This window comes from Streptomyces incarnatus (assembly GCF_001027185.1).
GTDB lineage: Bacteria > Actinomycetota > Actinomycetes > Streptomycetales > Streptomycetaceae > Streptomyces > Streptomyces puniciscabiei.
Genome location: NZ_CP011497.1, coordinates 5,744,813 through 5,771,706 on the forward strand (window position 1 = coordinate 5,744,813; position 26,894 = coordinate 5,771,706).

The following is a 26,894-nucleotide window of genomic DNA, read 5'->3' on the forward strand; positions in this document are numbered from 1 at the left end:
ACGGGTGTGTTTCCGTGACGTTTCGTTGCGGCTGGGTTACCGAAATCTCACGGTACGGCGGGGCCTCGTGGATCAGGGACAATGAACGGCATGAGCGTGCGTACCCAGTCATCCGAGCAGTCGGCCGAGGCCGTCCACCGCGCCGGCTTCGCCTGCTTCGTGGGCCGCCCCAACGCGGGCAAGTCCACCCTCACGAACGCTCTGGTCGGGCAGAAGGTGGCGATCACCGCCAACCAGCCGCAGACGACGCGGCACACGGTGCGGGGGATCGTGCACCGGCCCGACGCCCAGCTGATCCTGGTCGACACCCCCGGCCTCCACAAGCCGCGCACGCTGCTCGGCGAGCGGCTCAACGACGTGGTCCGCACGACCTGGGCCGAGGTCGACGTGATCGGCTTCTGCCTCCCGGCGAACGAGAAGATCGGTCCCGGTGACCGCTTCATCGCCAAGGAGCTGGCCGGGATCAGGAAGACCCCGAAGGTCGCGATCGTGACCAAGACCGACCTGGTCGACTCCAAGGCCCTCGCCGAGCAGCTGATCGCCATCGACCAGCTGGGCAAGGACCTCGGCATCGAGTGGGCGGAGATCGTGCCGGTGTCGGCGGTCGGCGCCAAGCAGGTGGACCTCCTGGCCGACCTGCTGATCCCGCTGCTGCCCGAGGGCCCCGCGCTCTACCCCGAGGGCGACCTCACGGACGAGCCCGAGCAGGTCATGATCGCGGAGCTGATCCGCGAGGCCGCGCTGGAGGGCGTCCGCGACGAGCTGCCGCACTCCATCGCCGTGGTCGTGGAGGAGATGCTCCCGCGCGAGGACCGCCCCGCCGACCGTCCCCTCCTCGACATCCACGCCAACGTCTACATCGAGCGCCCCAGCCAGAAGGGCATCATCATCGGCCCCAAGGGCAAGCGCCTGAAGGAGGTCGGCATCAAGTCCCGCAAGCACATCGAGGCGCTGCTGGGCACGCCGGTCTTCCTCGACCTGCACGTGAAGGTGGCGAAGGACTGGCAACGCGACCCGAAGCAGCTGCGCAAGCTGGGCTTCTGAGCCTTCCTTCCCACCCGTTCGGACTCGGCTTCTGATCACTCCCCTCCCCGTACGTCGAGGATGACGCGCCGGCCGCGGGTCTCGCCCTGTTCCACGCTGCGGTGGGCCTCCGCGGCCGCGCTCAGGGGGAAGGACGTGACGGCGCGGGGGCGCAGTCGGCGGTTGGCGAGGAGGCGGTTGATGGTGACGGCGGCCTCGGCGAGTTCGCCGGTGGTGGCATGGGAGATGACGAACCCCCGGATGCTGCAGTCCTTCATGTAGAGGGCGCCTGCCGGGAGTACGGGGTGCGAGGCGGCGCCGGCCAGCAGGACGATCCGGCCGCGCGGGGCGAGGAGCGGGACGGCGAGGCCGAGGTCGTTGGTGCCGCTGGTGTCGACGTAGAGGTCGACGCCGTTCGGGACGTGCTCGCGCAGGGCGTCCAGGAGGCGGTCGGAGCGGTAGTCGACGACCGCGTCGGCCCCCAGGGAACGGCAGTGGTCCGCGTCGCGCGCGGCGGCGGTCGCGACGACCCGGGCCCCCGCTTCGACGGCCAGGACGGTCAGCGCGCTGCCGACGTTGCCGGCGGCCCCGGCCACGACCACGGTCTCTCCGGGCCGCAGCTCCCCGTGCGTGAACAGGCCCAGGTAGGCGGTGGCCGCCGGGTGCAGCACGGCGACCGCGGTCCTCGGGTCGACGCCGGCGGGCAGGTGGTAGAGACGGTCGGCGGGTACGACGGCCCGTTCGGCCGCGGCGCCCTGCCGGCCCTCGTGGCCGAGGCTGTTGCACCACACGGTGTCCCCGACGGCGAACCCGGGAGCGCCGGGTCCCGCCTCGGCGACCGTGCCCACCAGGTCGCGGCTGACGACGAACGGGAACGGCAGCGGCGTACGGAAGACACCCGACCGCACGAAGGTGTCGACGGGGTTGACGGTGGTCGCGGTGACGTCGACGAGGACATCGGTGGGGCCCGGGCGGGGATCGGGCAGTTCGCCGTGGCGAATGGCCTCCGGGGTGCCGAGCCGTTCGATGTAGGCGGCGCGCATGGCGAGTGGTCTCCCTTTCGAGGGCAGGGGTGTCAAGGGCTGGTGCGGCCTGGCGGGGCCGGCGGGTCACGGTGCGCGGGGCACGGCCGGCGCACTCTCCGGCCCGCCGATGACCGGCGCCGCGTCCACCAGTTCCGGCGCCGCCCCGGGGGGATTCAGCCCAGGGCGAGCGCCGGGGCGGTGGTGATCGGCGCCGGGGTCAGCAGCCGGGCGAGGGCGTCCGAGACGATGCCCAGGCCGCCGGGCGTGAGCAGCGACTCCGGGTGGAACTGGACGGACGCGAACGCCGGTCCGCGCAGCGCGTGCACCTCGCCGGTCTCCGGGGCGCGGCAGACCTCGACCGGGCCGGCCGCGAGCGGGTGGGTGAGCAGGTCGCTGTCGTGCACGGCGGCGAAGGTGTTGTAGAAGCCGACCGGCTGGCGCCGGCCGAAGTAGTCGATGCTCTCCTGCTGGCCCTGGTGCGGGCTGTCCTTGCGGACGACGGGCAGTCCCAGCAGGGTGCACAGCACCTGGTGGCTCAGGCAGACCGCGAACGTGGGTCGGCCGTGGGCGAGCTGTCGCAGCGTCAGCGCGCGCAGTGCCGCGATCTTGGGGTGGTGGATGTCGCGCGGATCGCCGGGCCCGGGCCCCAGCACCGTGAGGTCGTACGCCGAGGCGTCGACGTACGCGTCGTGGTCGCGTACCGTCACCGTCGCACCGAGCGAGCGGATCTGCTGGGCGAGCATCGCCGTGAAGCTGTCCTCCGCGTCGACCACCAGGACACTGCGGCCGGCCACCGCCGCGGTCACGGCGTGGCGTTCCTCCGGCCGGGCGAACCAGTACGGCGCCAGGCGGGCGTTGCGCCGCTCCAGGGCCTCCCGCACCTGTGGGTGCGCGGCGAAGCAGCGGGGCGGCCGGACCGCGGGGGACGCCTGGGCGGAGGCGGAGGGGCCGGCGGCGGCGTGGGCCGTGGCATCCGCTGCGGCGACGGTGGCGGTCCGGGAGGCGGAGGGCGCGAACGCCCGCCACAGCGCCTGCGTCTTCGCCCGCGTCTCCGCCGCCTCCGCCGCCGGGTCCGAGTGGCGTACGAGGGTGGCACCCGCGCCGATCTCCAGCCGTCCGGCCGCGTCGATGTCGGCGGTGCGTATGAGGATCGCCGAGTCCAGCGTCGGGCCGTCCGCGTCCCGGCCCAGCAGGGCGATCACGCCGCTGTAGTAGCCGCGGCCGCGCGGTTCGTGCCGGGCGATGACCCGGCAGGCGCTGGCCAGCGGGGAACCGGTGACGGTCGGGGCGAACAGGCCGGCGCGCAGGATGTCGGCGGGCGCCGCCCCGCTGCGGCCCTCGATGACGTACTCGGTGTGCGCCAGCCCGGACATCTCCTTGAGGAACGGGCCGTGCACGGTGCCGCCCTCGGGGCACACCCGGCCCATCATCTTCAGTTCCTCGTCGACGACCATGTAGAGCTCGTCGCGCTCCTTGGCGTCGTCGAGGAAGGACAGCACACCGGGCAGGTCCGGTCCGGCGGCGGGATAGCGGTAGGTGCCGCTGATGGGGTTCATGGTGACGGTGCCGCCGCGCTGGGACATGTGGCGTTCGGGGGTGGCGCCGATGAAGGTGCGGTCGCCGGTGTGGACGAGGAAGGTCCAGTAGGTGCCGCGCTCGCGCTCCAGCAGCCGCCGGAAGGCCGCGGTGACCGGCCGCAGGGAGGGGGTGCCGAGCTCGGCGACCAGGGAGCGGCGGATGACGAAGTTGGCGCCCTCGCCCTGCCCGATCTCGTCCTCCAGGACGCGGCGGACGGTCGCGGCGTACGTCGCGTCGTCGGGTTCGAAACGCGGCGTGGACGGCTCGGGGGCGTCTTCGGGCAGGCAGGCGATGACCTCCTCCAGCGGCAGCTGGTGGTGGGTGTGCGGGACCAGCGCGAGCACCGGCTCGCCGTCGTCCTGGCAGGCGAAGCCGCGTTCGGTGATCTGCCGGTAGGGGATCAGCGCGAGGCTGTCGATCACCGGTGCGGCGGGACGGGCGGCGGCGCCGCGCGGGGGCCGGGGCAGGTCGTCGAGCCGGTCCAGCCGCCGGACGTCACCGATCAGGAGGTCCACGATCCCGGGCCCGCCGGTCTGGGGGCGGTACAGGAGGGCGAACGGGGGAAGGGCGGCGCGGAGCAGGTCCGCGAGCCCTCCTTCGAGGGCCGGCGCCTGGTGCGCGGTCATGTCATCTCCCTTTCGTGGCGGTCGCGTTCAGCGCGTGGCGGTCGCGAGGGCGGGTACGGGGTGCAGGGCGGCCAGGACGTCGGCCGTGGCGGGGGTGGCGGCACAGCGCTCGGCGGCGTATGTCAGGGCCTGGACGTGGTAGTCGTAGGAGAAGTCGGCCACCGCGTCGGCGACCAGGAACGGCTGGATGTCCCGGGTGAACGCGTCGCAGGCCGTCATCAGGCAGCCGACGTGCGCGTACACGCCGCAGACGACCAGCTGGTCGCGGTCGGCGGCGGCCAGCCGGTCCGCCAGGTCGGTGCGGGCGAAGGCGCTGTAGCGCCACTTGGTGAGCACGGTCTCGCCCGGCCGGGGCGCCAGCTCCGCCAGGATGCTCCGGTCGGCCGCGTCGGCCCGCATCCCCGGCCCCCACACGTCCATCAGCAGTCCGCGTTCGGCGGGTGTCATGCTGCCGGGCTGCGCGGTGTAGAAGACCGGCATCCCGGCCCGGCGGGCGGCGTCCAGCAGGGCCCGTACGTGCGCGGTGACCGAGCGGCGGGGCTCGGCGTCCGCGGCGTACGGCGCGAGGAAGTACTCCTGCATGTCGTGGACGAGCAGCGCCGCACGGGACGGGTCGGGCCGCCAGCCGACGGCCTGAGCCGGCCAGGCGTCGCGCCCGGGGAGCGGGTAGGCGGGGATGGGGGCGAGGGACATGGTGGGTCCTCCCGTTGCGGAGAGTAGGGCGGCGGGGCGAAGGAGACGGGCGGCCCGGGGGGAAGAAGGGGGTGCCCGGTGGGGAAGAAGGGGGCGGCCCGGTGACGAGAAGGGGCCCGGCAGGCCGTCAGGCGCGCAGTGACTGTCCGCCGTCGACGTAGATGTCCTGCATCGTGATGTGCCGGCTGCGATCGGAGGCCAGGAAGGCGACGGTCTCCGCGACGTCCTCGGGGGTGGCGAGCCGGCGCAGCGGGATGCCCAGCCGGTACGTGGCCGGGTCGCCGTCGATCACCTTCTGCCGGGCGTCGGGGCCGTGCCACAGGGCGTGCTGCATGGCGGTGTCGACGGAGCCGGGCGCGACGACGTTGCAGCGCACACCGGTGGCGGCCAGTTCCAGACCGAGGCACTTGGTGAAGATCGTCGAGGCGGCCTTGGAGGCGGCGTAGGCGGCCATGTTCATCCGCGGCAGCGCGGCCGCGTTGGAGGCGACGGTGACGATGCTGCCGCCGCCGCGGGCCGCCATCCGTCCGGCCACCGCGCGGGAGACGAGGAAGACGCCGGTGGCGTTGCAGCGCAGCACCTCCTCCCAGGTCTCCTGGGTCAGCGCGGCGATCGGGCCGGTGCGCAGGATGCCCGCGCAGTTCACCGCGACGTCGACCGGACCGAGTCCGGCCTCGACGCGGTCCAGGGCGGACTCGACGGCATCGGCGTCCCGTACGTCCAGCTCGACAGCCATGTGCCGGGCGGCTCCGGGCAGTTCGGCGATCACCTCCTCGAGCGCGACGGGATCGGTGTCGCTGGCGGCGATCCGGGCGCCGTCCTCGGCGAGCCGGCGGACGACGGCGCGGCCGATGCCGCCCGCCGCGCCGGTGACCCAGGCGACGCGTCCGTGCAGTTCCATGCGGTGCTCCTCGGGGTGGGCGGGTACGGGCCGCGCGGGGGAGGGCCCGGTCCGTACCCCGTCGGCAGGCGGGTACTTCAGGCCGGCGAACCGGCGAGCGAGGCCGTCTCCTTCGGCTCCTGGGCGAGCGAATCCGCAAGAACGGTCCCCTCCTTCGGCTCCTCGGCCGCCGCGGCGAGCATGCGTCCCAGCTCCAGCCGCTTGATCTTGGTGGTGGCGGTGTGCGGCAGCTCGTCGATGCGCCACCGCACGGGATCGGCCATGTCCGGCAGCCCGGCCGCCGCGGCCTTCCATGCCGCCAGGTCCAGCGGCCGGTCCTCCCGTGTGCACACCACCGGCACCGGCCGGCCGTCCGCGCCCCGTACGACGATGACCTCGGTCAGCTCCGGCAGCTTCGCCAGCAGCGTGTCCTCCGCGGTCAGGGTGGAGCCGAAGCCCTCGATGACATCGACCTCGCGGTCCAGCAGATACAGGCGGCCCAGCCGGTCGCGGTAGCCGACATCGCCCATCCGCCACCAGCCGTCGGCGGTGACCTGCCGGGCGTAGCGCTCCGGTTCGCCGAGGAAGGTCACCGCGCGGCCGTCGCTGCGGACGTCGATGTAGCCGGGGTTGTCGGGCGTGACGGGCCTGCCGTCGCGGCTGACCACCCGGACCTCGGTCATACCGGGGAAGGGGACGCCGACCCGGCGCCCGTTCGCGTCCGCGGCCTGGCGGCGGGTGAAGCAGGAGGCGACGACGGGCCCGGTCTCGCTCTGCCCGTAGAGCTGGACGAACAGCGGGGCCGTACGGCGGGAGGCGTGCAGCAGGCGGTGCACGGTGCGCGGGTGGATCGCGTCGAAGGTGCTGGAGAAGTACTTGACGTGGGCCAGCGGGCCGCGCGGATCCCCCGCCAACTCCTCCCACTCCATGAATGAGTTGGGGTGTGCTTCGAGGATGCCGGGCCGCAGCTGGGCGAAGAGGTCGGCGGTGTGCCGCGGCGAGGAGTCCTTGAGGACGAGCAGCGGGAAGCCGCGGTACAGGGAGATGGCGATCGCGCTGATGACCCGGGAGTGCACGAAGGAGACGTGCATGGCCACGGTCTCGCGCCCCCGGACCAGGGCGACCGCGGAGGCCTGCGGCCGGTAACGGGCCTGCAGCGTACGGCTGGTGTGCACGGCGAGCTTGGGCAGGCCGGTGGTGCCGGAGGTGTGCGTCACCAGCGCCGGGTGGTCGGCCGGCAGGGTGACCGGGGCGACCCGCGCCACGCCGGCCAGGTCCGCGAGCGCCGTGGCGCCGGGGTGGTGGCCCGCGGCGAGCAGCACGCTGGTCGCGTACTCGTGGACGGTGCCGGGGAGTTCGCGCTCCAGCTTGCTCTGGTCGGTCAGCAGGTGGGCGGGGGCGGCCCGGCGCAGCAGCTCGGCGACCGACGCGCCGTCGAGCTTCGGGGACAGCAGGACGGGTACGCCGCCGATCCGGGAGACGGCGAAGGCCAGCAGCGGGATGTCGAAGCCGTCGGACTTGTGCAGCACGACGCGCTCGCCGGAGCGTACGCCGGCCGCCCACAGCCGGGCGGCGAAGTCGTCGACCAGATCCGCGGCCTCGGCGACGGTCAGCCGGCGGCCGCGCTCGGGGGCGATGTCCAGGTCGTGGTCGAGGGTGATGACGTTCGCCGGGTGCTTGGCCGCGGCCCGGTCGAGTATCGTGCCGAGACCGATTCCCTTGTTGCCGATGCGCTGCAGAAACATGGTGGTTCCTTATTTCGGTACGGGCGGACGGTGGTGCGGGGAATTTCCGGGTGGTGCGGGGAATTTCTTCGGGGCGAGCGGGGAGGTGTTTTCTGGAGGGGTGGCCGCTATTCGGCGCTCATGAGCCGGGCAATGCGCTCGACGGTCTTCCGGAGGTCCTTCTCGATCTTCACCTGCCATTCGCGGATGAACTGCGCCCGCTCGGCACGGCACATGTCCGCGGTGATGCCTTCGATGCCCTCGGTGGCCCGGCCCATCCGGAAGTGGTGGGTGAGGAGGGTTCCGCCGGGGGTCTCCGCCAGGTCGAAGCCCCAGACGCTCTCCTGCGCGTGGCCCGCGCTGTCGCGCATCGCCCAGCGGAAGGTGCGGCCCGGCTCGGCCGCGGTGACCTCGGCCTCCGTGGTCCACTCGCCGCGCACGACCGGGGCCCAGCCGACGACGTCGGCGGCCCGGTGGTTGGTGCCGCGGAACACCGAACCGACCTTCGCGGGGGTTCCGTCGACCCAGCTGCCGCCGGTGCACTCCGGGCTCCATTCGCCGCTGCGGGGCAGGTCGCTGACCGTGTCGTAGACCTCGGCGGGAGGCGCCGGGACGAAGATCCCGGCACTGGCGCGGAAGGTTTCCTGGGCTTCGAGCATCGTGTTCGTCATGGGAAAGAAACTCGCAGCATTTCCCGGGGCGCGCGATGCTTTCGGTCCAGTGCCCAAAGGATGGGGGAGGGGCGGGAAACGGTACGGCGATCCGTCGAAGGGTTCGGATACCGGAGAACCACGTTCTGCGGCAAAGAGAAGCCCCGGCACGGGCTTGCGCCGCGTACCGGGGCCATGAGACGTGAGTCGAAGGAGAACGTGCGCGGAAGGAGAATGCGCGCAGGAGGAGAATGAGTGCAGGGGGAGAATGCGTGCAGGGGGACAATGCGCGGGACCGAAGGCGGAGTTACCCCTTGCGGCCGCGACCGGTCACCGTCAGGAAGGCCATCGCGACGACGGCGAGCACCGCGCCCAGGCCGTACGCGGCCGCCGGCCCGTGCGCCAGCGCCAGGCCGCCCAGGCCCGTACCCGCACTGATGCCCAGATAGATCGCGGAGGAGTTCAGCGACACCAGGAGCGGCGCCTCGGACGGTGCGGCGGCGATCAGCCGGTGCTGTTGCGGCGGGGTCTGCGACCAGCTGCTGCCACCCCACAGCAACACGAGGAGCCCGACGGCGAGTTCGGCTCCGCCGCCGTGGGCCGCGATCCCGCCCAGCAGCGCCAGCGAGCCACCCATGGCGACGTACGCGCCGGTCAGCAGTCGCACGGCGCCCCAGCGGTCGGTGACCACACCGGCCAGGAGGTTTCCGAGCACCGCCCCCAGCCCGTACAGGAACAGCATCAGCGTGCCGTCCGCGGTGGGGACTCCGACCGCGTGCAGGGTGGGCACGGCATAGGCGTAGACGGTGTAACAGGCGGCCATGCCCAGCACGGTGAGCGGGAGCACGGCGAGCACTCCGGGACGGCGCAGCGCGGCCAGCCGGTCGCGCAGCGGCACCCGGGGGTTGCCGGGCAGCCTGGGCATGATGGCGGCCACGCCGACGCCGGCGAGCAGGCACAGCGCGGCGACCAGCGCGAGGGCGCTGCGCCAGCCCAGCCAGTGGCTCGCCACGCCGCCCAGCGGCACGCCGAGCGCGGTGGCGACGGTCAGCCCGCCGATGACCACCGCGAGGGCCCGGGCCCGCTGTTCGGGGCGGACCAGGGCGGCGCCGACCGCCCCCGCGTTGGGCGTGTACGCGGCGGCGCCGACCGCGGCGAGGACGCGGGTGACGAGCAGCACGGAGAGGCTGGGCGAGAGCGCCGAGCCGAGGTTGGCGAGGGCCAGCACGCCCAGCGCGCCGACCAGCAGGGTGCGGCGCTCCAGGCGCGCGGTGAGGGTGGCGACGACGGGCGCGAGCAGCGCGTAGGCGATCGCGAAGACGGTGATCGCCTGGCCGGCGGCGGCCTGCGAGACGCGCAGCCCCGCGGCCATCGAGGGCAGGAACGCGGCCAGGACGAAGGCGTCGGTGCCGACCGCGAAGGTGCCGAGGGCCAGGACGAGCGTGGCGGTGAGACCGCGGCGCGGCGTCTCGGGGGCCGCGCCGCCGGCCTGTGCTGACTTCGGCGGCCGGGTGGCCGCGGACGTGGTGGACATGACGGTACTCCTGCGGGTGGGGGGGACATCTCCGGGAGGGCATGGACACCTTCCGGGAGGGCATGGACACCTTCCGGGAGGGGACGGACACCTTCCGGGATGGGGCGGATGCGCCCCAGCATCCACCCGGCGCCGCCTTTCGCGCGATGTATTCGACGCAGCGCCGAAACCAGCGCCCCAGGCCTCGGCGCGACGGCGCAGCATTCGACCAACGGCCGAACAGATCGCGAGAATTGACCAGAGCAGCCTAATGTCCAGGGCATCGGACGAGCCGGTCGCCCCACCGGTCACCGATCACCAATCCCCTTTCCCCGAAGCCATCCCGTTCCATTCCTCCCCAGCCCACACCACACCTGTACCCAGGGGGACCTCATGCCCGGTCGGTTTCCACCTCAGAAACGGCACGCGATCATCTCCAGCGTCTCTTCGGACTCGCACACCTGGAACCTCGTCTTCCTTCAACTGCTGCTGGAGGAGAACGACTTCGAGGTGACCAATCTCGGCGCCTGCGTACCGCCCGACATGCTCACCGAACGCGCCCTGGAACTGCGGCCCGACCTCATTCTGCTCTCCAGCGTGAATGGCCACGGCGGGCTGCAGGGCGCCGATTACGTCAGGGAATTGAAGGGCCGTGAGGAACTCGCCGGCACCCCGGTCGTCATCGGCGGAAAGCTCGGTGTGGCGGGTGAAGCGGACCGCGATCTCGTGCCCGAGCTGCTGGACGCCGGCTTCGACGGCGTGTTCGTCGGCGACGAGGCCGTGCCGGAATTCCTCCGCTACGTCGGGAACCTGAGCCTGGTGACGGCGGCATGAGCAGCCCACCCGTCGCCTTCGGCCGTTACGTCGCCGAGCGGGCCGCCGCGGGCTCCCTGGTCGTCCAGCCCCGCCTCGGCTTCGCCACCACGGCCCGGATGCGCGCCGCACTTCAGGCCGTACGACGTGCCGACGCCGACACCGTCGGCACGCTCACCCTCGACAGCTACACCCGCGTCAACGACCACGCCGCGGCGGCCCGCGCCCTGGCGGCCGGAAAGGACCTGAACGGGTTTCCGCTCGTGGCGCACGGCGCCGACCGCACCCGCGGAATGCTGGCCGGTCTGATCGGCCCCGGCTTCCCGGTCCAGGTACGGCACGGTTCCGCACAGCCGCTGCAGATCTTCCAGGCGCTGCTGGACTCCGGTCTGGACGCGACCGAGGGCGGCCCGGTCTCGTACTGCCTCCCCTACAGCCGCGTGCCGCTGCGCCAGGCGGTCGCGGCCTGGGCGGAGTGCTGCCGGCTGCTCGCCGACGGCCCCGGCGACGGGCGCCCCGGGCACCTGGAGAGCTTCGCCGGCTGCATGCTGGGCCAGCTCTGCCCGCCGGGCCTGCTGGTCGCGCTCGGTGTCCTGGAGGGCCTCTTCGCCCGTGCGTACGGCGTGCGCAGCCTGTCGCTGAGCTACTCCCAGCAGGTGCACGCGGGCCAGGACGCCGAGGCGCTGCGCGCCCTGCGGGCACTGGCCACGGAGTTCCTGCCGGATGTGGAGGTCCACCTGGTGGTCTACACGTTCATGGGGCTCTTCCCCAGGACCCCCGCCGGGTCCGCCGCGATCCTGCGGGACAGCGTCGACCTGGCCAGGGCCGCGGGCGCCGAGCGGCTGATCGTGAAGACGGCGGCGGAGGCCATGCGCATCCCGACCGTCGGCGAGAACGTCGAGGCCCTCGAGTCGGCCGCCGCCCGCGCCCGCCAGGTGCCCGCGCGGCGGCCCGGGGACGACGCGGACCTGACCGACAACGAGACCTATGCCGAGGCCCGCACCCTCGTCGAGGCGGTGCTCGACCTCCATCCGGACGTCGGGACCGCACTCGTCACGGCCTTCGCCCGCGGCCTGCTGGACGTGCCGTACTGCCTGCACCCGGACACCGCGCAGCGGGCCCGCGCCCGCATCGCGCCGGACGGCCGGCTGCGCTGGTCCGACCCGGGCCGGATGCCGCTGCCGGCCGCCGTGATACCGGCCGCCGAGCGGCTGCGCCGGGTGGGCTCCGCCGAACTCCTGCGGATGCTCTCGCACAACCAGCGCGCCTACGACGGCAGCACCGACACGTACGACCGCGTCACCGGCGCCGGCGACCGCACCGCCGGCACCCACGACGGCACCACCGATCACGTCTCCACCCGTCCCACCCTCCGAAAGGCAACGGCCCTCGCATGACCACCGACACCACCACCGACACCACCACCGACACCTCCACCGGCGCCACCACCGGATCGACCGCATCCCCCACCCTCGCCGCCGTCCGTGCCCGCGGCCGGCTCCGCGTCGGCGTCTCCACCGGCATCAAGGGCCTGTCCTGGACCGATGAGCAGGGCGTACGCCGAGGTCTCGACGTGGACACCGCCCGCGCCGTGGCCGCGGCCGTGCTCGGCGACGCCGACGCCGTCGACTACGTCGAGCTGACCCCCGAGCAGCGGATGCCCTCCCTCGCGGACGGCTCGATCGACCTGCTCAGCTGCAACGCCACCTGGACGCTGACCCGCGAGTGCGGGGCCGGGGCCGTGTTCCTGCCCACCACCGCCTACGACGGCGGCGCGTTCATGGTCAAGAAGTCCACCGGCATCACCGAGGCCGCCCAGCTCGCGGGCCGCAAGCTGGCGGTGCTCGGCGGCACGAGCAGCGCCGCCAGCCTGGACGCCTACTACGGACCACAGGGTCTGGAGGTCACCGCCGTCCCGTTCGACACGCCCGCCGAGGCCCTGGCGGCGTACGCCGACGACAGTGTCGACGGCTACGTCTGCGACCGCATCGTGCTGGCGGGAGAGCGCACCCGCATCGGCGACCCGGACGACCACGTCATCCTGGAGGAGACGATCTCGAACGAGCCGATGGGTCCCGCCGTCCGCGACGACGACCCGGCCTGGCTGCGCATCAACCGCTGGGTGTTCTTCGCCCTGGTCGCCGCCGAGGCGGAGGGCCTGACCGCGGCCGGCGTCGCGGCCGGCACCCCGTCGGCGCTGCTGGACCGGCAGGCCGGGCTGGGCGCCGCCGCCGGTCTGCCCGCCACCTGGATCCAGGACGCCGTCGGCCAGGTCGGCAACTACGGCGAGATCTACGACCGCAACCTCGGGGACGCCTCCGGCCTGGGCATCCCGCGCGGCCTCAACGACCTGTGGCTGCGCGGCGGCCTGATCTACGCCCCGCCGCTCGCCTGACCCACGGGCCGGCTCGCCTGGTCCACGGGGTGTGGTCTGCCCACGACCGCCCGCCGCCCACCGCCTGCCCACGACCGTCCACCGCCCGCCGCCCGCCGCCCACCGACCGCCGGCCACTGCCCGCCCACCGCCCGTCCATCGGCCGTGGCCGTCCCCTCCCCTCACGGCCCGCCTCCGGAGACCCGACTCACCTGGAGTTCCCACCATGCAACCCCCCTCCGCTGCCCGGCCCTTGCTCCAGATCGGCACCGCCATGGCCGGCTGGGGCACCATCGGGGCCTTCGTGCTGGCCAGCGGCCAGCCGTCCTTCAACGTGGCCTTCGTCCGGTGCCTGCTGGGCGCCGTGGCCATCGCCGTGATCTGCCTGCTGCGCGGCGACTTCCGCGACACCAACCTCACCAAGCGCAACCTGTCCCTGATCGTCGGCGGCGGTATCTGCCTGGTCTTCAACTGGGTCTTCCTGTTCACCGCGTTCAAGCTGACCTCGATCACGCTGGCCACCGTGCTCTACCACACCGAGCCGTTCTTCGTGCTCTTCATGGGCGCGCTCGCGTTCAAGGAGGCCATCACCGGGCACAAGGTCGCCTGGGTGGTCCTCGCCTTCGTCGGCCTGGTCGCCACCACCGAGATCTGGAAGCTCAGTTCGGAGGACCTCGGCGACGGCTATCTCCTCGGCATGGGCTGCGCCACCGCCGCGGCAGTGCTCTACGGCATCGCCACCGTCACCGCCAAGCAGGTCAAGGGCGTCAAGCCGCAGCTCACCGCGCTGATCCAGTTCACCGTCGGCGTGCCGCTGCTGCTGCCCTTCGCCGACCTCGGCTCGCTGGCGCACGCCGGCAGCGGCTGGGGCTGGCTGGTCCCGATCGGGCTCTTCCACACCGCGCTGCTGTACTTCCTCATGTACTCCGCGGTGCCCAGGCTGCCCAGCGCCACCATCGCCGTGGTCGCCTTCGTCAACCCGGCCGTGGCCATCCTCTCCGACCTGGTCTTCTTCGGCCACCACCTCTCGCTGGGCGAGGGCGTCGGCATCGTCCTCATCACCGTGGCGAGCCTGGGCGTCACCCTCGGCTGGCGCGCCTACCCCTCGAGGAGGTCCGACCCGTCCGCCGACTCCTCTGCTCCGTCCTCCTTCTCCTCCGCACCCACCGCCTCGTCCGTCTCGTCCCCGTCCTCCCCCTCCCCGGCACCCGCCGTCGCCGTCGACACCAGGAGCTGAACCACCGTGACCGCCACCCTTCCCGTGACCGCCACCCTTCCCGAGACCGGCGCCCGGCCCGTGACCGGCGCCCCCCGCATCGCCCTGGTGGGCGGCACCGGCGCCGTCGGCCGCACCTTCCTCGAACTCATCGCCCAGCGCGGCTTCGAGACCTCCTCGATCCGGCTGATCGCCTCGGCTCGTTCCGCCGGCCAGGTGCTGCCCGTGCCCGGCGGCGCGGAGGCCGTCGTGGAGGACCTCGCCACCTGCGACTTCGCCGGGGTCGACCTGGCGTTCTTCTCCGCCGGTACGCCCATCAGCGCCGAGCACGCCCCCCGTGCCGCCGCGGCCGGCGCCCTCGTCGTCGACAACACCAACGCCTTCCGCATGGACCCGGACAGCCCCCTCGTCGTCCCCCAGGTCAACGGGCACCTCCTGGCCGAGCGCCCGAAGAGCGGCATCGTGGCCAACCCCAACTGCTCCACCATCCCCCTCGCCCGGCTGCTGAAGCCGATCCAGGAGCGCTACGGGCTGCGCCGGGTGACCGTGTCCACGTACCAGGCGGCCTCCGGCGGCGGGCAGAGCGGGATCGACGAGCTGCGCGCCGACACCGCCGCCCGGCTCGCCGACCCGGCCGCGCCGGCTCCCGGGAACAGCCGCTTCGGTCCGGGCCTCGCCTTCAACGTCGTACCCGCCATCGACCGCTTCCTGGAGCACGGCGGCACGCTGGAGGAGCAGAAGATGCGCCAGGAGTCCCGGCGCATCCTCGGACTCGACGGCCTCGACCTCACCGCCACCTGCGTCCGCGTCCCGGTCGTCAACGGTCACTCCGAGGCCGTGGTCATCGACACCGAACGCGCCGCGGACGCCGCCGAGGTCGCCGCGCTCCTCGCCGGACAGGAGGAGGTGCGGGTGTGGACCGAGGGCTTCCCCACGCCCCGTACGGTCACCGACCAGCCCGATCTGGTCCACGTCGGCCGGGTGCGGACCGACCCGGAGAACGCGAACCGGCTCCTGCTGTGGCTGGTCGCCGACAACCTGCGGATCGGCGCCGCGCTGAACGCCCTGCAGATCGCCGAGAAAGCTGTTTCCCACGGCATCGTCGGAGGTGCGCTGTGAGCCTGCACGTTCTGAAGTTCGGCGGATCGACCTTCCCGTCCACGCACCAGTACCGGTCCATCGCCCGCTACCTGCGCCGCCGCATGGCGCGTGGCGAGCAGCTGGTGATCGTCGCCAGCGGGATGCAGGGCGCCACCGAGAACCTCCGCTCGCTGGCCACTTCCATCGACCCCGGGGTGGGCACCGCGGCCCTGCACGGTGTGCTGCCGCTGGCCGACACCACCGGCGCCGGTCTGCTGCGCATCGGCCTGGAGCGCGAGGGCGTGCCCGCCACGCTGCTGCACGGCCACCGCACGGGACTGGTCACCGAGGCCGTCGAGGACCGCGCGGCGCCGCTGCTGCGCACCGAACTCGGCGAGATCGAGGACCTGTTGGACCGCGGCATCACGCCGGTGCTGCCCGGCGGGCAGGGCGCGGACGACCAGCACCGGCCCACCTGGCTCGGGAAGAACAGCTCCGACCTGAGCGCGGTGGCACTGGCGGGAGCCCTGGGCCTGCCGGAGGTGGAGATCTTCTCCGACGTGGAGGGTGTCTACTCGGCCGACCCCTACATCATCGACGCCGCCCGTCCGATGCCGCGGATCGGCTACGAGGAGATGATCACGCTGGCCGGGCACGGCGCGAAGGTGCTGCACCCGCAGGCCGTACGGACCGCCCAGCGGCATGGCGTCCGCATCGTCTGCCGCCTCAACTACGGCGATTTCAGCTCGGGTTCGGTCATCGGCGACACCGGTGGCGTGCGGGCCGTGGTGGTCGACCTGCGCTCGGTGGTGGCGTCCTTCCCGGACGTGGCCACGGCCGACGCGGCCTACGAGCACCTGCTCGCCGAGGGCGCCCAGGCCCACCGGCCGCAGGTCCCGGGCCGTCACCTGGCGGCCGTCACGGGCGGCTTCTTCGACGTCGGCCGCGCCCTGGCGGACGCCGGGCTGCCGGTCTCCATCGGCAGCGAGCGGCTGGTCACGGCGGTGCGCGACGGGGTGGCGACGATCCATGTGGCGGACGACGAGCAGGCCGCGCGCCGGCTCGGCGCCGAGCTGCACGACGAGCTGACGACGGCGCAGGCCGGGCGGGAGCGGGAGGCGCTGGTCCGGGCCTGAGGCAGGACGCACGGTGGCCCCGGGGCGATTACGCCCCGGGGCCACCGTGCGTCGGCGGAGGACGAAGGCCGCGGCCCGCGACGCGGGACGGCTCAGCCGTGGCCCGCGGTCAGCAGTTGCGAGCCCAGCTCCGTCAGCAGATGCTCCACCTGCTTGCCCCGCCGGTGCGTGACGATCAGCCCGGCCCGGCGCAGCGCGGCGGCATGGCTGGAGGCGGTCGCCGCCCCGACACCGAGCCGGCCGGCCAGCTCCGTCGTGCTGCAACCGGTGCCGATGGACGTCAGGGCGTCCGAGCGGGCGCGGCCCAACAGGGCGGCCAGCGGGGTGGGTTCGGTGGCCGCGCGGGCCTCGTCCCGGGTGGCCCGGACCGTGCACGGGTACCGCAGCACCGGCAGCTCGCCGCCGCTGAGCACCGTGGGGTGCGCGGCCACCGCGCTGGGCACCAGCAGCAGCCCGTCCACGCTGTGCCGGGGCGGCTGCACCGCGGGACGCCGGCCGCCCCCCTGCGCGGTGTACGGGGGCGGGGAGACGTACAGGATCTGGTCCGCGTAGGCGATCCGGTCGTGCAGCGTGTCCAGCAGCCGGGCCGCCCCGTGCCGGGCGAGCTGATGCGCGCGGCAGGCGACGTCCTCCTCCAGCGCGCGGCGGTGCGCGGGCCAGTCCTCGGCCAGCCACAGGCCGAAGGCGGCGCGCAGCGCCTCGATCAGCTCGCCGATCTCCTCGACGGGCACCGGCGGGGGGCCGTCGCTCCTGTCGTGCGCGGGTCCGGCGGGCTCCGGGCCGAGGGGCTCCGGACCGCCTGGCGAGGGCCCGTAGGCGCGACCGGAGTACGTGCTGTCGAACGGGCGGCAGCCTTCGGTCATCCTGGCCCGCAGCGCCTCCAGTTCCTCCTCGAAGCCGGGGCAGCTGGTGCGGTCCAGCAGCGTGGGGGAGAGCAGCCCGGCCACCGGCCGGCGGACCGCGCGCAGGGCGGCGGTCAGCCGCCGTACCGTCGCCTCGGTCCGCGCGTCGCGCGGGGGGACCTCGCCGCGGTAGGGGCGGGCCGGCCCCGGTCCCGCGGCCCCCGCGTGCCGGGCGGCCTGGGCGAGCAGTTCGTTCATCGGCGAGACCATGAAACGGGTACGGGACAGGGCGGCGCCGTCCAGCACGAGCGCGGCGCGCAGTCCGGTGCCGGCGTGCTGTCCCCCTGGCGCGAGCGGGGCGCGGGACGAGCTGGGGGAGAGGTCCATGACGGTCATGGGTGCCTTTCGGGACGAGTAGACGAGTAGGGGTGACGGCCGGGTGGAGCCCGGCTCATTACATTCCTTCTAGAAGGTATGTTTTTCGCTCAGGGGACGGCCCCGGACGGGCTACTGCCGGGTGGTACGGCCGTACGACTGTGCCGCCTGGCCGGTACGGCTCAGGTGACCGGACCCGGACCGCCCGCGCGCAACGACGCCAGGAACGCCCACAGTGCCTCCCGCCAGCGGGTCGGTTCCTTCCCGATGGCGGTCCAGCCGGCGAAGACCGCGCCGTAGACCATGGCGAGCAGCACCTGGGCGGCCACCTCGGGCCGCCATTCCGGCGCCAGCCGGCCGAGCCGGTGGGCGCTGCGCAGCTGCTCCAGCAGGCAGCGGCGCACCTCCTCCAGGAGGTTGGGCGTCCCGCGGCCGCGGCGCCCGCTGTCCGCGGCCAGCCGCAGGGCCGCCCGGATGCGCGGGTCCTCCAGCTGCCGGGCCAGGGCCAGCATCGTGTCGTGCAGGGCCTGTTCGGGGCCGGCGCAGGATGCCTCGGCCGTGGCGCGCAGCGCGTGCCAGCGCTCGGCGGCCTCGCGCTCCAGGGCCTCCGCGAGCGCCTCCTTGGACGCGAAATGCCCGTAGAGCGCACCCTTGGTCGTGCCCAGGCGGTCGGCCACGGTCTGCAGGTTGGTCCGTGCGTATCCGTGCGCCGCGATCTCCTCGGCCGCCAGCTCCAGCGCCCGTTCTCTGGTGCGCCGGGCGCGTTCCTGCTGCGCCATGTGCCCTCCCTCGCGTTCCGTACGTCGCCACTGGATGAAACATACCTTCCGAAAGGAATGTTTTCAGCTTCGAACGATACGGGCCACACCGGGCCCGCATCGCGGCGCCCCCGCTACCGGGGGCCGGCCGAGGCCGGCACGCGTGGCCAGCCCCGGCGCGCGGCATGAGCCGCCAACTCCGGGTCGTCGCCCACGACATGGGGACGCCCCACGGCTTGCAGCATCGAGAGGTCACTGGCGTGATCCCCGTAGCCGTAAGCCCGCTCCGCCGGCAGCCCGTACCGCTCCAGCAGTCGGGCCACCGCCTCGCCCTTCGCCGCGCCGATCATCGGCCGCCGCACCTCCCCGGTCAGCAAGCCGCCCTCCGTGACCAGGAGTTCGGTGGACAGGACGTCATCGGTGCCCAGATCACGGGCGATCGGCTCCAGCATCGGCCGCGCCGACCCGGAGACCAGCACGACCGCGTCTCCTGCGGCCCGATGCCGCCGCAGCGCCTCGACGGTCGGGCCGACGAAGGCGGTCGGCCCGGTGCGGTAGCGGTCGTACCACTCCCGGGCGGCGGTGCGCAGCTGTGCCAGGGGGACCCCGGCGTACCGCCGGAAGTGCGCGCGATTGCGTGCGGCGCGGTCCGGTCCGTCGTCCGATCCGGCCGCCGTACCATGGCGCCCGGCCGCACCGGAGGCCACCCAGTGGTCCCAGAAGGCGAACATGCTCTTCGCCGTGATCAGCGTCTCGTCGACGTCGAAGAAGGCGATCCCCCGCGCGCGGGACAGCACCCCCGCACCCGCGCCCGTACTCGTGCCCCGGCCCGTAAGCGTGCCCGTCACCGGCCCTCCGCCCTGTCCCCCGCGCCCGCGCCGCGCGCGAACACGGCGTGCGCGTACGCCCCCGCCGCCGCTTCGAAGCTCACCGCCGGATGGGCCGCCACCGCCGCCGCGTCGCGCCACCGCCGCTGTACCGGATCGTCCTCCGCGAGGCCGCCGGCGCCCAGGGCCCGCCACAGCCGTTCGGTCTCGGCCGTGCACAGCTCCACCGCCAGCGCCGCGTCCCGCCGGTTCGCGGCCACGGCGAGCGGGGTCGCCTCGGCGTGGTCCGCCCGGTGCGCCGCCTGTTCCAGCAACAGCTGAGCGGACTCGATGTGCGCGGTGCTGCGGGCCAGCACCTGCTGCACCGCACCGCTGTCGCGCGCCGCCCGCCCGTCGGCCGCCGTCCTGCCGGCCACCCGGACCCCCCAGTCGCGCACCGCGCCCCGGGCCGTGCCCAGGGCCGGCGCCGCGAACATCAGCGCGGCGACCATCGCGTACGGCACCCGGTGGCAGCGTGCCGCCCCCGGCCGTACCCGACCCAGGTCGGCCAGCGTGAAGGAGCGGTGCTCCGGGACGTGAACCCCGTCCACGGCGACCGAGTTGCTGCCCGTACCGCGCAGCCCGAGCGTGCGCCAGGTGTCCGCGACGGTCACCGCCGTCCGCGGCACGGCGAAGACGCGGTGCCCGGCCTCCCCCTCGACGGGTGTCCTGCTGGCCAGCAGCACCCACTCCGCGTGGTCCACTCCGCTGGCGTACGTCCAGCTGCCGGTCAGCCGCCAGCCACCCGGCTCGGGGCGGGCCTCGCCCTGCGGCGGTACGACCGAGGCGGCGATCCGCACGTCCGGGCCGTCGGCCCACACCTCGCGCTGCCCGGCCTCGGGCAGATACGCGGCAAGCCGGCCGTGCGCCGCGTACAACGCCGCGCACCACGCGGTCGACGCGCAGGTCTCGCCCACCGCGGCCACCGCCGCCAGCAGCTCGGCGAACCCGCCCGCGCGGCCGCCCCGTTCCACGGGGACGAAGTGCCGGGCGAAGCCGGCCCGGCTGAGGGCGGCGGCCACCGCGGCGGACAGCCGCCGCCGGCCGTCCAGGGCACCGCGCTCGTCCGCCGCCGCCGCGATCACCCCGGCGTACGACAGCCTGCCGGGCGCGGGGTCCGCCGTCCGCCCGTCCGGCTGCCGGACCGGCTCGGGCATCCGCACGTCGAGCATCGGGGCCGTCGCCATCAGGCACCGCCCACGGGGAGGCGGGCACCGGTCAGTTCGGCGGTCGCGAGGGTGCGCTCCCCCTGGACGGCGGTCAGGCGCAGGGCTCCGTCGCCCGGCCGGCCCTCGGCCAGGGTGATCCACACCGGTGTGTCGAGCTCGCCGAAGGCGTCGAACGTGATGGACGCCGAGACCGCCTCCCAGCTCTCCGGGCCGCTCGCCGGGTCGGCCGAGGCCGCGCGGGCCGCCTGCCGGAAGGCCTCCAGCAGCGCCATCCCGGGGATGTGGTCGCAGGCGTGGTCGAAGAGCACGGGGTGCCCGAGGTCCAGCCGCAGCTGCCACCGGCCCCCGGCCGCCCCGCCCTGAGCGTCCTTCAGTACGGAGTCGCGGTCGGCGCACCCGGCTCCCGCCCGTACCGGCACGTGCCCGGCCGCGGCCGCCACCGCCTCGTCCAGCGTCGCGTTGGAGTGCACCGTCGTCCCGCCGGTCCGCCGCCGCAGCGCCGCGTACCGCCGGCGCTCCATCGCGGTCCAGCGCATCCCGGCCCGGCCGATCCGCACCCCGCCGGCGTACACCTCGACCGCCATGCGCGTGGCGCGCCCGGCGCGGGTGCACTCGATCTCCAGCATCACGGGGGCCGACTGCGCGCCACCCGGCGGCAGCGGCGCCTCCAGGGCGAACTCCAGGTCGCACAGGACGAACGCGTGGTCCCGCGGCACCTCGTGGAAACGGTGCGAGAGGTAGATCGCGGCCTGCCGGACGGCCTCGGCGAGCAGCAGCGGGTCACCCACGGGCCGGTCGCCCCGGTGCCCGAGGAAGCGGTCGCGGGGCCGGCGGACCGCGACGGTGAAGCGCTCCTCGGCGACCTGGACGGCGTCGGCCAGCAGGACCTCACCGGCCACGGCCTTGTGCACCAACTCCTTGGGGACATGCGTCCGTTCCGCTATGAGCCGGCCCGCGGCACGGATCGCCGAGGCGGCGTGCAGCGTGCAGCGCGCGTCCTTCGGCGCCCTGGTCCTGAATCCCCCGCAGGCGCGAGCCGCGTGCGTTCCGTCATGCGCACACTGGTGGTATCCCCCCGGCCTGGTGTGCGCGTCCCCCGCGACGACCACGGCACTGACATCCATGTTGAGCTCCTCCCCAAGAGGGAATCGCGGATGCCCGACGGACGTGTGACCGCAGCGGAGCGCATACGTACGCGTGCGCACGCATCCCCCGATGCCTCAGCACGCCCTTGAGCAGCGGATTCCTAGATCACAAGGACGTTTGCGGCTCGAAAATATACCTGCGGGAAGGTATATTGCAAGGGTCGCCCAACAGGCGGCGCACGATGCGACAGAGGAGAGAGCCACCACCCATGACTCGGACCCCGTCCGCTGCGCAGACAGCGTCAACTTCCTTTCCCAGCAAGAAGATCGCCGCTGCCCGAGGCCCCGAGCCACGCCAGGACCGCGCCGTGCGGACCAAGGCGATCGTGCTGAAGGCGGCCGCCGAACTGTTCGCCGCCCACGGCTTCCGGGAGACCTCCGTGAAGGACGTGGCCGAGGCGGTCGAGATGACCAAGGGCGCCGTCTACTTCCACTACCCGAACAAGGAAGCACTCGCCGTCGCCGTCGTGGAGGAGCACTACGCCCAGTGGCCGCGCCTGCTTCAGGAGGTCCAGGCCGAGCAGCTGCCGCCCCTGGAGACCGCGATCGCCATGCTCGACCGCGCCGCCCTCGCCTTCCGTGACAACGTCATGGTCCAGGCCGGGGCCCGCCTGCAGATCGAGCGCCTGCAGATCGACGCCGAACTTCCGACCCCCTACGTGGACTGGACCAACCTCCTGCACTCCCTCCTGGTCCAGGCCCAGGACCAGGGCCAGCTCCGCCCCGACGCCGACCCGGCCGCCGCCGCCCGCGCCCTGGTCGCCGGCTTCTTCGGGATGCAGCACATCTCCGATGTCCTCCACCGGCGCACCGACATCGCGGACCGCTGGCCCGAGGTCCGCGACCTCTTCCTGCGCGCGCTGCGGGCCTGACGAACCCGCCCGTACGACGGGCACCGGGCGCGGCGGGCCCCGGGCCGGCCGCGTCCGGACGGATACGCGGTCCGGCTCAGTCCACGCCCCGTATCCGCCCCACCAGCACCGCCCCCGCCAGCCCGATCACCGCCGCCACCAGGTACAGCACCCGGTAGCCGCCCAGGTAGGTCACGACCGGCGCCGCCAGCGCGGGGGCGGCCACCTGGGGCAGGGCGTTGGCCACGTTGATGACGCCCAGGTCCTTGCCCCGGTCCAGCGCCTTCGGCAGGACGTCCGTCATCAGCGCGAAGTCGACCGAGGTGAACACGCCGAAGCCGACGCCGAGGACGGCGGCCGCCACGATCGCGCCGGGCCAGGTCTGCCAGCCGGCCAGGGCCGCCGTCGCCACCGCCATCAGCACGCCCGACCAGACGACGAACGGCTTGCGCCGCCCCACCCGGTCCGACCACACCCCGCCCGCCACGACGGTCGCCATCAGCGTCAGGCTGTTGACGGCCGTCAGCACCAGCACGCCCCGGCCGGGATCGGGACGGTGCAGGCGGTCGCGGAGGTAGTAGAGCAGGTACAACAGGACCAGGGAGTTGCTGAGGTTGATCAGGAACCGGGTGAGCCAGGCCCAGCCGAGGTCGGGGTGGCGGCGCGGGCTCAGCCAGAAGCCCGCGAGGAACCCGCGCCAGGACCACGCCGGGCGGTCCTGGGGCGCCAGCGGCAGGTCGTCGTAGCACAGGACGTACGGCAGCACGCCCGCCGCCGTGAACACCGCGCACGCCGTGTACCCGGCGCCGACCCCGCCCGCCACGGTCGCCAGGCCCGTGCCGCCGACCACGCCCAGGATTTGCGCCGCCCCCAACCAGCCGCCCACGGCGCCCCGTTGGAGCCGCGGCACCCGGTCCGGCACGGCCGCCGTCACCGCCGCGAACGCCGCGTTCAGCGTGAGCTGCACCAGGCACCAGCCCACCGCCATGGACCACACCCCGCCCGCCCGCGCGAGCAGCAGCAGGGACAGCGCGCCGCCCGCCGCCCCGGCCACGATCCACGGCGTACGGCGGCCGGGCCGGGCGGTCGTACGGTCGGACAGGGCGCCGAAGAAGGGATTGGCGAGCAGGGAGACCACCGCGCCGGCGCCGGTCACCCAGGCCAGCAGCGTCTCCTTGGACATCCCCGAGCCGGGCGCGAAGTCGTCCGCCTGGGAGGCGAGCAGGATCTGCAGCGGGCCGAACCAGCCGACCCAGATCGCCCCGTTGGCCAGCGACAGGGCCGCCGTCCAGCCCCGGCCGACGGGTTCGACGGGCTCGGCGAGGGCGGCGGCCGAACGGCCGACCGCGGTCATCTCTGCGCCCGGAGCACGTCCCGGAACCAGTGGTAGGAGGCCTTCGGGGTGCGCTCCAGCGTCGCGTAGTCCACGTGCACCAGGCCGAAGCGGCGGGCGTACCCCTCCGCCCACTCGAAGTTGTCCATCAGGGACCACACGAAGTAGCCGCGCACGTCCACGCCGGCCTCCATGGCGCGGTGCAGGGCGCGGATGTGGGCGTCCAGGTAGGCGATCCGGCCCTGGTCGTCGAGGCCGTCGTAGGAGCAGCCGTTCTCGGTGATGACGATCGGCGGGAGCTGCTCGCCGTAGGTCTCGCGGAAGCCGCACAGCAGCTCGGTGAGACCTTCGGGGACGACCGGCCAGCCGAAGTCGGTCACCGGCCGGCCCTCGATCTCCCGTACCGAGAAGGGCAGTTCGGCGGGCAGTGCCAGGCCGCCGTACTCGCTGTCGGTGCCGCCGGGCGCACCCACCCGCGTCGGCGCGTAGTAGTTGATCCCGTACCAGTCGACCGGCTCGGCGATGACCTTCAGGTCCGCCGCAACGTCCCCCGGCATCAACTCGCCCATGCCGTCGGGGTATTCACCGAGGATGACCGGCTCGGCGAACAGGCGGTTGAGCAGGACGTCGTAGAAGCCGGCCGCCTCCACGTCCGCCGGTTCGGCGGAGGCGGGCCAGGTGGGGCCGTGGGAGTTGGCGATGCCGACGTCCGCCGCCCCGGCGGCGCGCAGGGCCCGGACCGCGAGGCCGTGGGCGAGGAGCTGGTGGTGGGCGACGGGGAGCGCGTCGAAGAGGAGCCGCCTGCCCGGGGCGTGGGCGCCGAGGGCGTGGCCGAGCAGGGTGTGCTCGGCGGGCTCGTTCAGGGTGATCCACGTGCCGACCCGGTCGCCGAGCCGCTCGGCGACCGCCGACACATGGTCCGCGAACCGGGCCGCCGTGTCCCGCTGGAGCCAGTCCAGCGAGGCGGGCAGGTCCCAGTGGAAGAGGGTGGGCACGGGCCGTACGCCCGCCGCGCACAGCTCGTCCACCAGGCGGTCGTAGAAGTCCAGGCCGCCGGGGGAGTTGACCCGGGGCCAGGAGACGGAGAAGCGGTACGCGTCGACGCCGAGCCCGCCGAGCAGGGCCACGTCCTCGCGGTAGCGGTGGTAGTGGTCGCAGGCGATGTCCGCCGTCGAACCGTCCTTCACCCGCCCCGGTTCGGCCGTGAACACGTCCCACACGGACGCCTCGCGCTCCCCGGCCGCCCCCTCGATCTGATGCGCCGAGGTCGAGACACCCCACAGGAAGTCCGCCGGGAACCGGGGGATCGGATTGCCGTCGTCAGTCGCCATGGCCGGATCATCCTTACCCCCGGTAACAGAAGTCAACGGCCTTGTACGGATCCCATGTTGGGCCGCTGCGCCCAGGCGTCCGTCCGGAGGTGGGGACGGGCGCCGGCGGACGGCATGGCCGGCCAGGTCACGCCGGAGCCGTCGGCGCGGCGCCGTTGAGGGTGACCTCGGCGCCGTTCTGGCGGGTACCCCATCCGGTCTTGGCGCAGGTGACGATGCCGTACCAGCGCAGCCAGCGCAGGACGGTCCAGGCCATGACGATGGCGGCAGGCATGGCGAGCCACGTCACCGCGCGGGATCGGATGCGTTCGTCGGACCGGATGATGCCGAGGTACCGCAGACCCTGGGCCCAGCCGATGAGGAACGGCACGACCAGCATGCTTCTGGGGGGCAGATTGCCGTAGGCGAGGGGCTCGACGACGAGCATCCAGAGGGTGATCATCTGGGTGAGCACCATCTGGACCCAGCGCATGGTGTGCAGCCAGAAAGCGGGGCGGGCGGGGGTGAGGTAGCGCATGCGCCAGATGGAGCGGATGGTGGAGCCGCGCATCCAGCGCAGGTACATGCGGTTGAAGTGGGACCACTTCTCCGGCATCGCCGTGAAACAGATGGCCGAGGGCTGCTGGACGGTCAGTCCGCGTTCCTGGGCGTAGAGGGTGAGCATGCTGTCGTCGGAGAAGTTCACGGGCCGCCCCATGAACGTCTCGTTCAGGTAGCCGTCGAGGTTGTCACGGATGATGTCCGCCCGGTAGGCGGCCAGCGGCCCGGAGTTGACCATGACGGCCCCGACGGCGGACTGGCCGGAACGGTCGACGAGTTGACAGACGACGAACCACAGGTCGGTGATGCGTACGAGCCAGTTGGCGCGGTTGTTCGTCGCGATGACGATGCCCGCCACCGACTGCACCCGGGGCCTGGAGAAGGGGATGAGGGCCTGCTCCAGCGCGGCGGGGGCGAAGCAGCTGTCACTGTCACACGTGACATAGATGTCCGCTTCGGGGCTGACCCGGACGGCGTGCGCCTGGGCATGGCGCTTGCCTCCGTTGGGTACGCGCTGCCAGGTCGTGGCGATGCCGGCGTCGTGCGCGGCCGCTTCCCACCAGAGGCGCACCTCGGCGTAGTCGGTGTGGGTGGAGCCGTCGTCGACGATGTGGACGGAGTCGGGCCTGCGGGTCTGGCGCAGGAAGGACTCGAGCCCGAGCCGGAGGTAGCCGGGATCCTCGTTGTAGACCGGCACCAGGATCGCCACGTGCAGGGCCTCCAACTGCCGGGCGATACGCGAGGTGAGCTTACGGGGACGCTCGAGGTGGTACATGAACGTCTGCAGCAGGAAGATCAGGAACAGGGAGACCCAGACGACGGTCAGCCGGTTCTGGCTGTGGCTGTCGTGCGCGAACGTGCTGAGCGCGTGGTACCCCGCCCAGGCCGCCGCCGCGAGCATGACGACGATCCCCATCAGGACCGTCGCGGACCGGTGCTGATAGGCCGACAGCACCGGTTCTGCGGTGTGGCCGGCGCTCACCGGGGGCGACGGGAGGAACGATCCTGCATCGCACCGCCCTGCCCGACGGCGCCCTGACCCGCGGCCAGTCCCCGGCGGTAGCGGAAGCGCACCACGAGGATGGCGCCGACGACGACGGCGACCGCGGCGGCGACCATCCAGCCCCCCAGCGGGTAGGTGATGCCGCCGATGACGATGGCGGGCATACCGGTCTGCGCAAGCTGTCCGTGTCCGGACATAACTCCCCCCAAGGAGATGAGAAAGCACCAGGAACAGGAACGTGAAGATCCTGTAAGGGATGTGTATAGCATGTAAGTACTTGAAAGCGGTACTTCGTCACGGGGAGATCACGAAGAGACAAGTCCGCAGGTCACGGCGATGTGAGTACCCGT

Annotated in this window: 24 protein-coding genes; 8 read left to right on the plus strand and 16 right to left on the minus strand. The window is 73.3% G+C overall.

The annotated features are described in order from the left end of the window. Positions 1–90: 90 nt before the first annotated feature. On the plus strand, positions 91–1,044 hold the full coding sequence (gene era / locus ABB07_RS25900; protein WP_208900944.1) for a GTPase Era: 954 nt from the start codon (positions 91–93) through the stop codon (positions 1,042–1,044). 35 nt (positions 1,045–1,079) lie between these two features. On the opposite strand, the gene ABB07_RS25905 is transcribed toward era, so the two are convergent. The 7 genes from ABB07_RS25905 to ABB07_RS25935 form a co-directional block, all read right to left on the minus strand. Beyond that, positions 1,080–2,066 (minus strand): NADPH:quinone reductase, encoded by a 987-nt coding sequence (locus ABB07_RS25905; protein ID WP_208900945.1) that lies wholly within the window; start codon positions 2,064–2,066, stop codon positions 1,080–1,082. A gap of 155 nt (positions 2,067–2,221) precedes the next feature. Next, positions 2,222–4,252 carry an anthranilate synthase family protein gene (locus ABB07_RS25910; protein WP_208900946.1) on the minus strand — a complete coding sequence of 677 codons (2,031 nt, stop codon included), beginning with the start codon at positions 4,250–4,252 and terminating at the stop codon, positions 2,222–2,224. A gap of 27 nt (positions 4,253–4,279) precedes the next feature. Then, positions 4,280–4,945, minus strand: a complete 666-nt coding sequence (locus ABB07_RS25915; RefSeq protein WP_208900947.1) for an isochorismatase family protein — start codon at positions 4,943–4,945, stop codon at positions 4,280–4,282. A 127-nt stretch (positions 4,946–5,072) separates the two neighbouring features. Further along, positions 5,073–5,846, minus strand: a complete 774-nt coding sequence (locus ABB07_RS25920; protein WP_208900948.1) for a 2,3-dihydro-2,3-dihydroxybenzoate dehydrogenase — start codon at positions 5,844–5,846, stop codon at positions 5,073–5,075. 77 nt (positions 5,847–5,923) lie between these two features. Continuing rightward, positions 5,924–7,570, minus strand: a complete 1,647-nt coding sequence (locus tag ABB07_RS25925) for a class I adenylate-forming enzyme family protein (protein ID WP_208900949.1) — start codon at positions 7,568–7,570, stop codon at positions 5,924–5,926. Positions 7,571–7,677: 107 nt separating this feature from the next. Further along, complete coding sequence (locus ABB07_RS25930; protein ID WP_208900950.1) at positions 7,678–8,220, minus strand: SRPBCC family protein; 543 nt, start codon at positions 8,218–8,220, stop codon at positions 7,678–7,680. A gap of 286 nt (positions 8,221–8,506) precedes the next feature. Continuing rightward, positions 8,507–9,733, minus strand: a complete 1,227-nt coding sequence (locus tag ABB07_RS25935; RefSeq protein ID WP_208900951.1) for an MFS transporter — start codon at positions 9,731–9,733, stop codon at positions 8,507–8,509. A 372-nt stretch (positions 9,734–10,105) separates the two neighbouring features. Here ABB07_RS25935 and ABB07_RS25940 point away from each other — a divergent pair, with 372 nt between their 5' ends. The 6 genes from ABB07_RS25940 to ABB07_RS25965 all read left to right on the plus strand — a co-directional run bounded on the left by ABB07_RS25940 (position 10,106) and on the right by ABB07_RS25965 (position 16,331). Continuing rightward, positions 10,106–10,546 carry a cobalamin B12-binding domain-containing protein gene (locus tag ABB07_RS25940; RefSeq protein ID WP_208900952.1) on the plus strand — a complete coding sequence of 147 codons (441 nt, stop codon included), beginning with the start codon at positions 10,106–10,108 and terminating at the stop codon, positions 10,544–10,546. Then, a complete protein-coding gene (locus ABB07_RS25945) occupies positions 10,543–11,922 on the plus strand; it encodes a methylaspartate mutase (RefSeq protein ID WP_208900953.1) in 1,380 nt (459 codons plus the stop codon). The genes ABB07_RS25940 and ABB07_RS25945 overlap by 4 nt, the downstream gene beginning before the upstream one ends. Then, on the plus strand, positions 11,919–12,920 hold the full coding sequence (locus ABB07_RS25950; RefSeq protein WP_208900954.1) for an amino acid ABC transporter substrate-binding protein: 1,002 nt from the start codon (positions 11,919–11,921) through the stop codon (positions 12,918–12,920). The genes ABB07_RS25945 and ABB07_RS25950 overlap by 4 nt, the downstream gene beginning before the upstream one ends. Positions 12,921–13,125: 205 nt before the next feature. Continuing rightward, complete coding sequence (locus ABB07_RS25955) at positions 13,126–14,136, plus strand: DMT family transporter (protein ID WP_244189523.1); 1,011 nt, start codon at positions 13,126–13,128, stop codon at positions 14,134–14,136. A 6-nt stretch (positions 14,137–14,142) separates the two neighbouring features. Beyond that, a complete protein-coding gene (locus ABB07_RS25960; protein ID WP_244189524.1) occupies positions 14,143–15,234 on the plus strand; it encodes an aspartate-semialdehyde dehydrogenase in 1,092 nt (363 codons plus the stop codon). Beyond that, positions 15,231–16,331, plus strand: coding sequence for an amino acid kinase family protein (locus ABB07_RS25965; protein ID WP_208900955.1), 1,101 nt, complete (start codon positions 15,231–15,233; stop codon positions 16,329–16,331). Before ABB07_RS25960 ends, ABB07_RS25965 begins: the two co-directional genes overlap by 4 nt. 92 nt (positions 16,332–16,423) lie before the next feature. Here ABB07_RS25965 and ABB07_RS25970 read toward each other — a convergent pair whose 3' ends face one another. From ABB07_RS25970 to ABB07_RS25990, 5 genes are all read right to left on the minus strand, one after another. Beyond that, the gene (locus tag ABB07_RS25970) at positions 16,424–17,569 is read right to left on the minus strand and encodes a hypothetical protein (protein WP_208900956.1); all 1,146 of its coding nucleotides are present in this window, start codon (positions 17,567–17,569) and stop codon (positions 16,424–16,426) included. Positions 17,570–17,730: 161 nt separating this feature from the next. Next, positions 17,731–18,327, minus strand: a complete 597-nt coding sequence (locus tag ABB07_RS41575) for a TetR family transcriptional regulator (RefSeq protein WP_208900957.1) — start codon at positions 18,325–18,327, stop codon at positions 17,731–17,733. Positions 18,328–18,440: 113 nt separating this feature from the next. Then, positions 18,441–19,154 (minus strand): HAD family hydrolase, encoded by a 714-nt coding sequence (locus ABB07_RS25980; RefSeq protein WP_244189525.1) that lies wholly within the window; start codon positions 19,152–19,154, stop codon positions 18,441–18,443. Further along, the gene (locus ABB07_RS25985; protein ID WP_244189526.1) at positions 19,151–20,359 is read right to left on the minus strand and encodes an acyl-CoA dehydrogenase family protein; all 1,209 of its coding nucleotides are present in this window, start codon (positions 20,357–20,359) and stop codon (positions 19,151–19,153) included. The genes ABB07_RS25980 and ABB07_RS25985 overlap by 4 nt, the downstream gene beginning before the upstream one ends. Next, the gene (locus ABB07_RS25990) at positions 20,359–21,465 is read right to left on the minus strand and encodes a ScbA/BarX family gamma-butyrolactone biosynthesis protein (protein WP_208900958.1); all 1,107 of its coding nucleotides are present in this window, start codon (positions 21,463–21,465) and stop codon (positions 20,359–20,361) included. The genes ABB07_RS25985 and ABB07_RS25990 overlap by 1 nt, the downstream gene beginning before the upstream one ends. 329 nt (positions 21,466–21,794) lie before the next feature. Between ABB07_RS25990 and ABB07_RS25995 the strand changes: the two genes are divergently transcribed. Continuing rightward, complete coding sequence (locus ABB07_RS25995) at positions 21,795–22,358, plus strand: ScbR family autoregulator-binding transcription factor (RefSeq protein WP_244189527.1); 564 nt, start codon at positions 21,795–21,797, stop codon at positions 22,356–22,358. A gap of 76 nt (positions 22,359–22,434) precedes the next feature. On the opposite strand, the gene ABB07_RS26000 is transcribed toward ABB07_RS25995, so the two are convergent. From ABB07_RS26000 to ABB07_RS26015, 4 genes are all read right to left on the minus strand, one after another. Then, complete coding sequence (locus ABB07_RS26000) at positions 22,435–23,691, minus strand: MFS transporter (RefSeq protein ID WP_208900960.1); 1,257 nt, start codon at positions 23,689–23,691, stop codon at positions 22,435–22,437. Next, positions 23,688–25,001 (minus strand): GH1 family beta-glucosidase, encoded by a 1,314-nt coding sequence (locus ABB07_RS26005; protein WP_208900961.1) that lies wholly within the window; start codon positions 24,999–25,001, stop codon positions 23,688–23,690. The genes ABB07_RS26000 and ABB07_RS26005 overlap by 4 nt, the downstream gene beginning before the upstream one ends. A 127-nt stretch (positions 25,002–25,128) precedes the next feature. After that, on the minus strand, positions 25,129–26,523 hold the full coding sequence (locus ABB07_RS26010) for a glycosyltransferase (protein WP_244189528.1): 1,395 nt from the start codon (positions 26,521–26,523) through the stop codon (positions 25,129–25,131). Next, positions 26,520–26,741, minus strand: a complete 222-nt coding sequence (locus ABB07_RS26015; RefSeq protein WP_208900962.1) for a hypothetical protein — start codon at positions 26,739–26,741, stop codon at positions 26,520–26,522. Before ABB07_RS26015 ends, ABB07_RS26010 begins: the two co-directional genes overlap by 4 nt. Between the last annotated feature and the right edge of the window lie 153 nt (positions 26,742–26,894).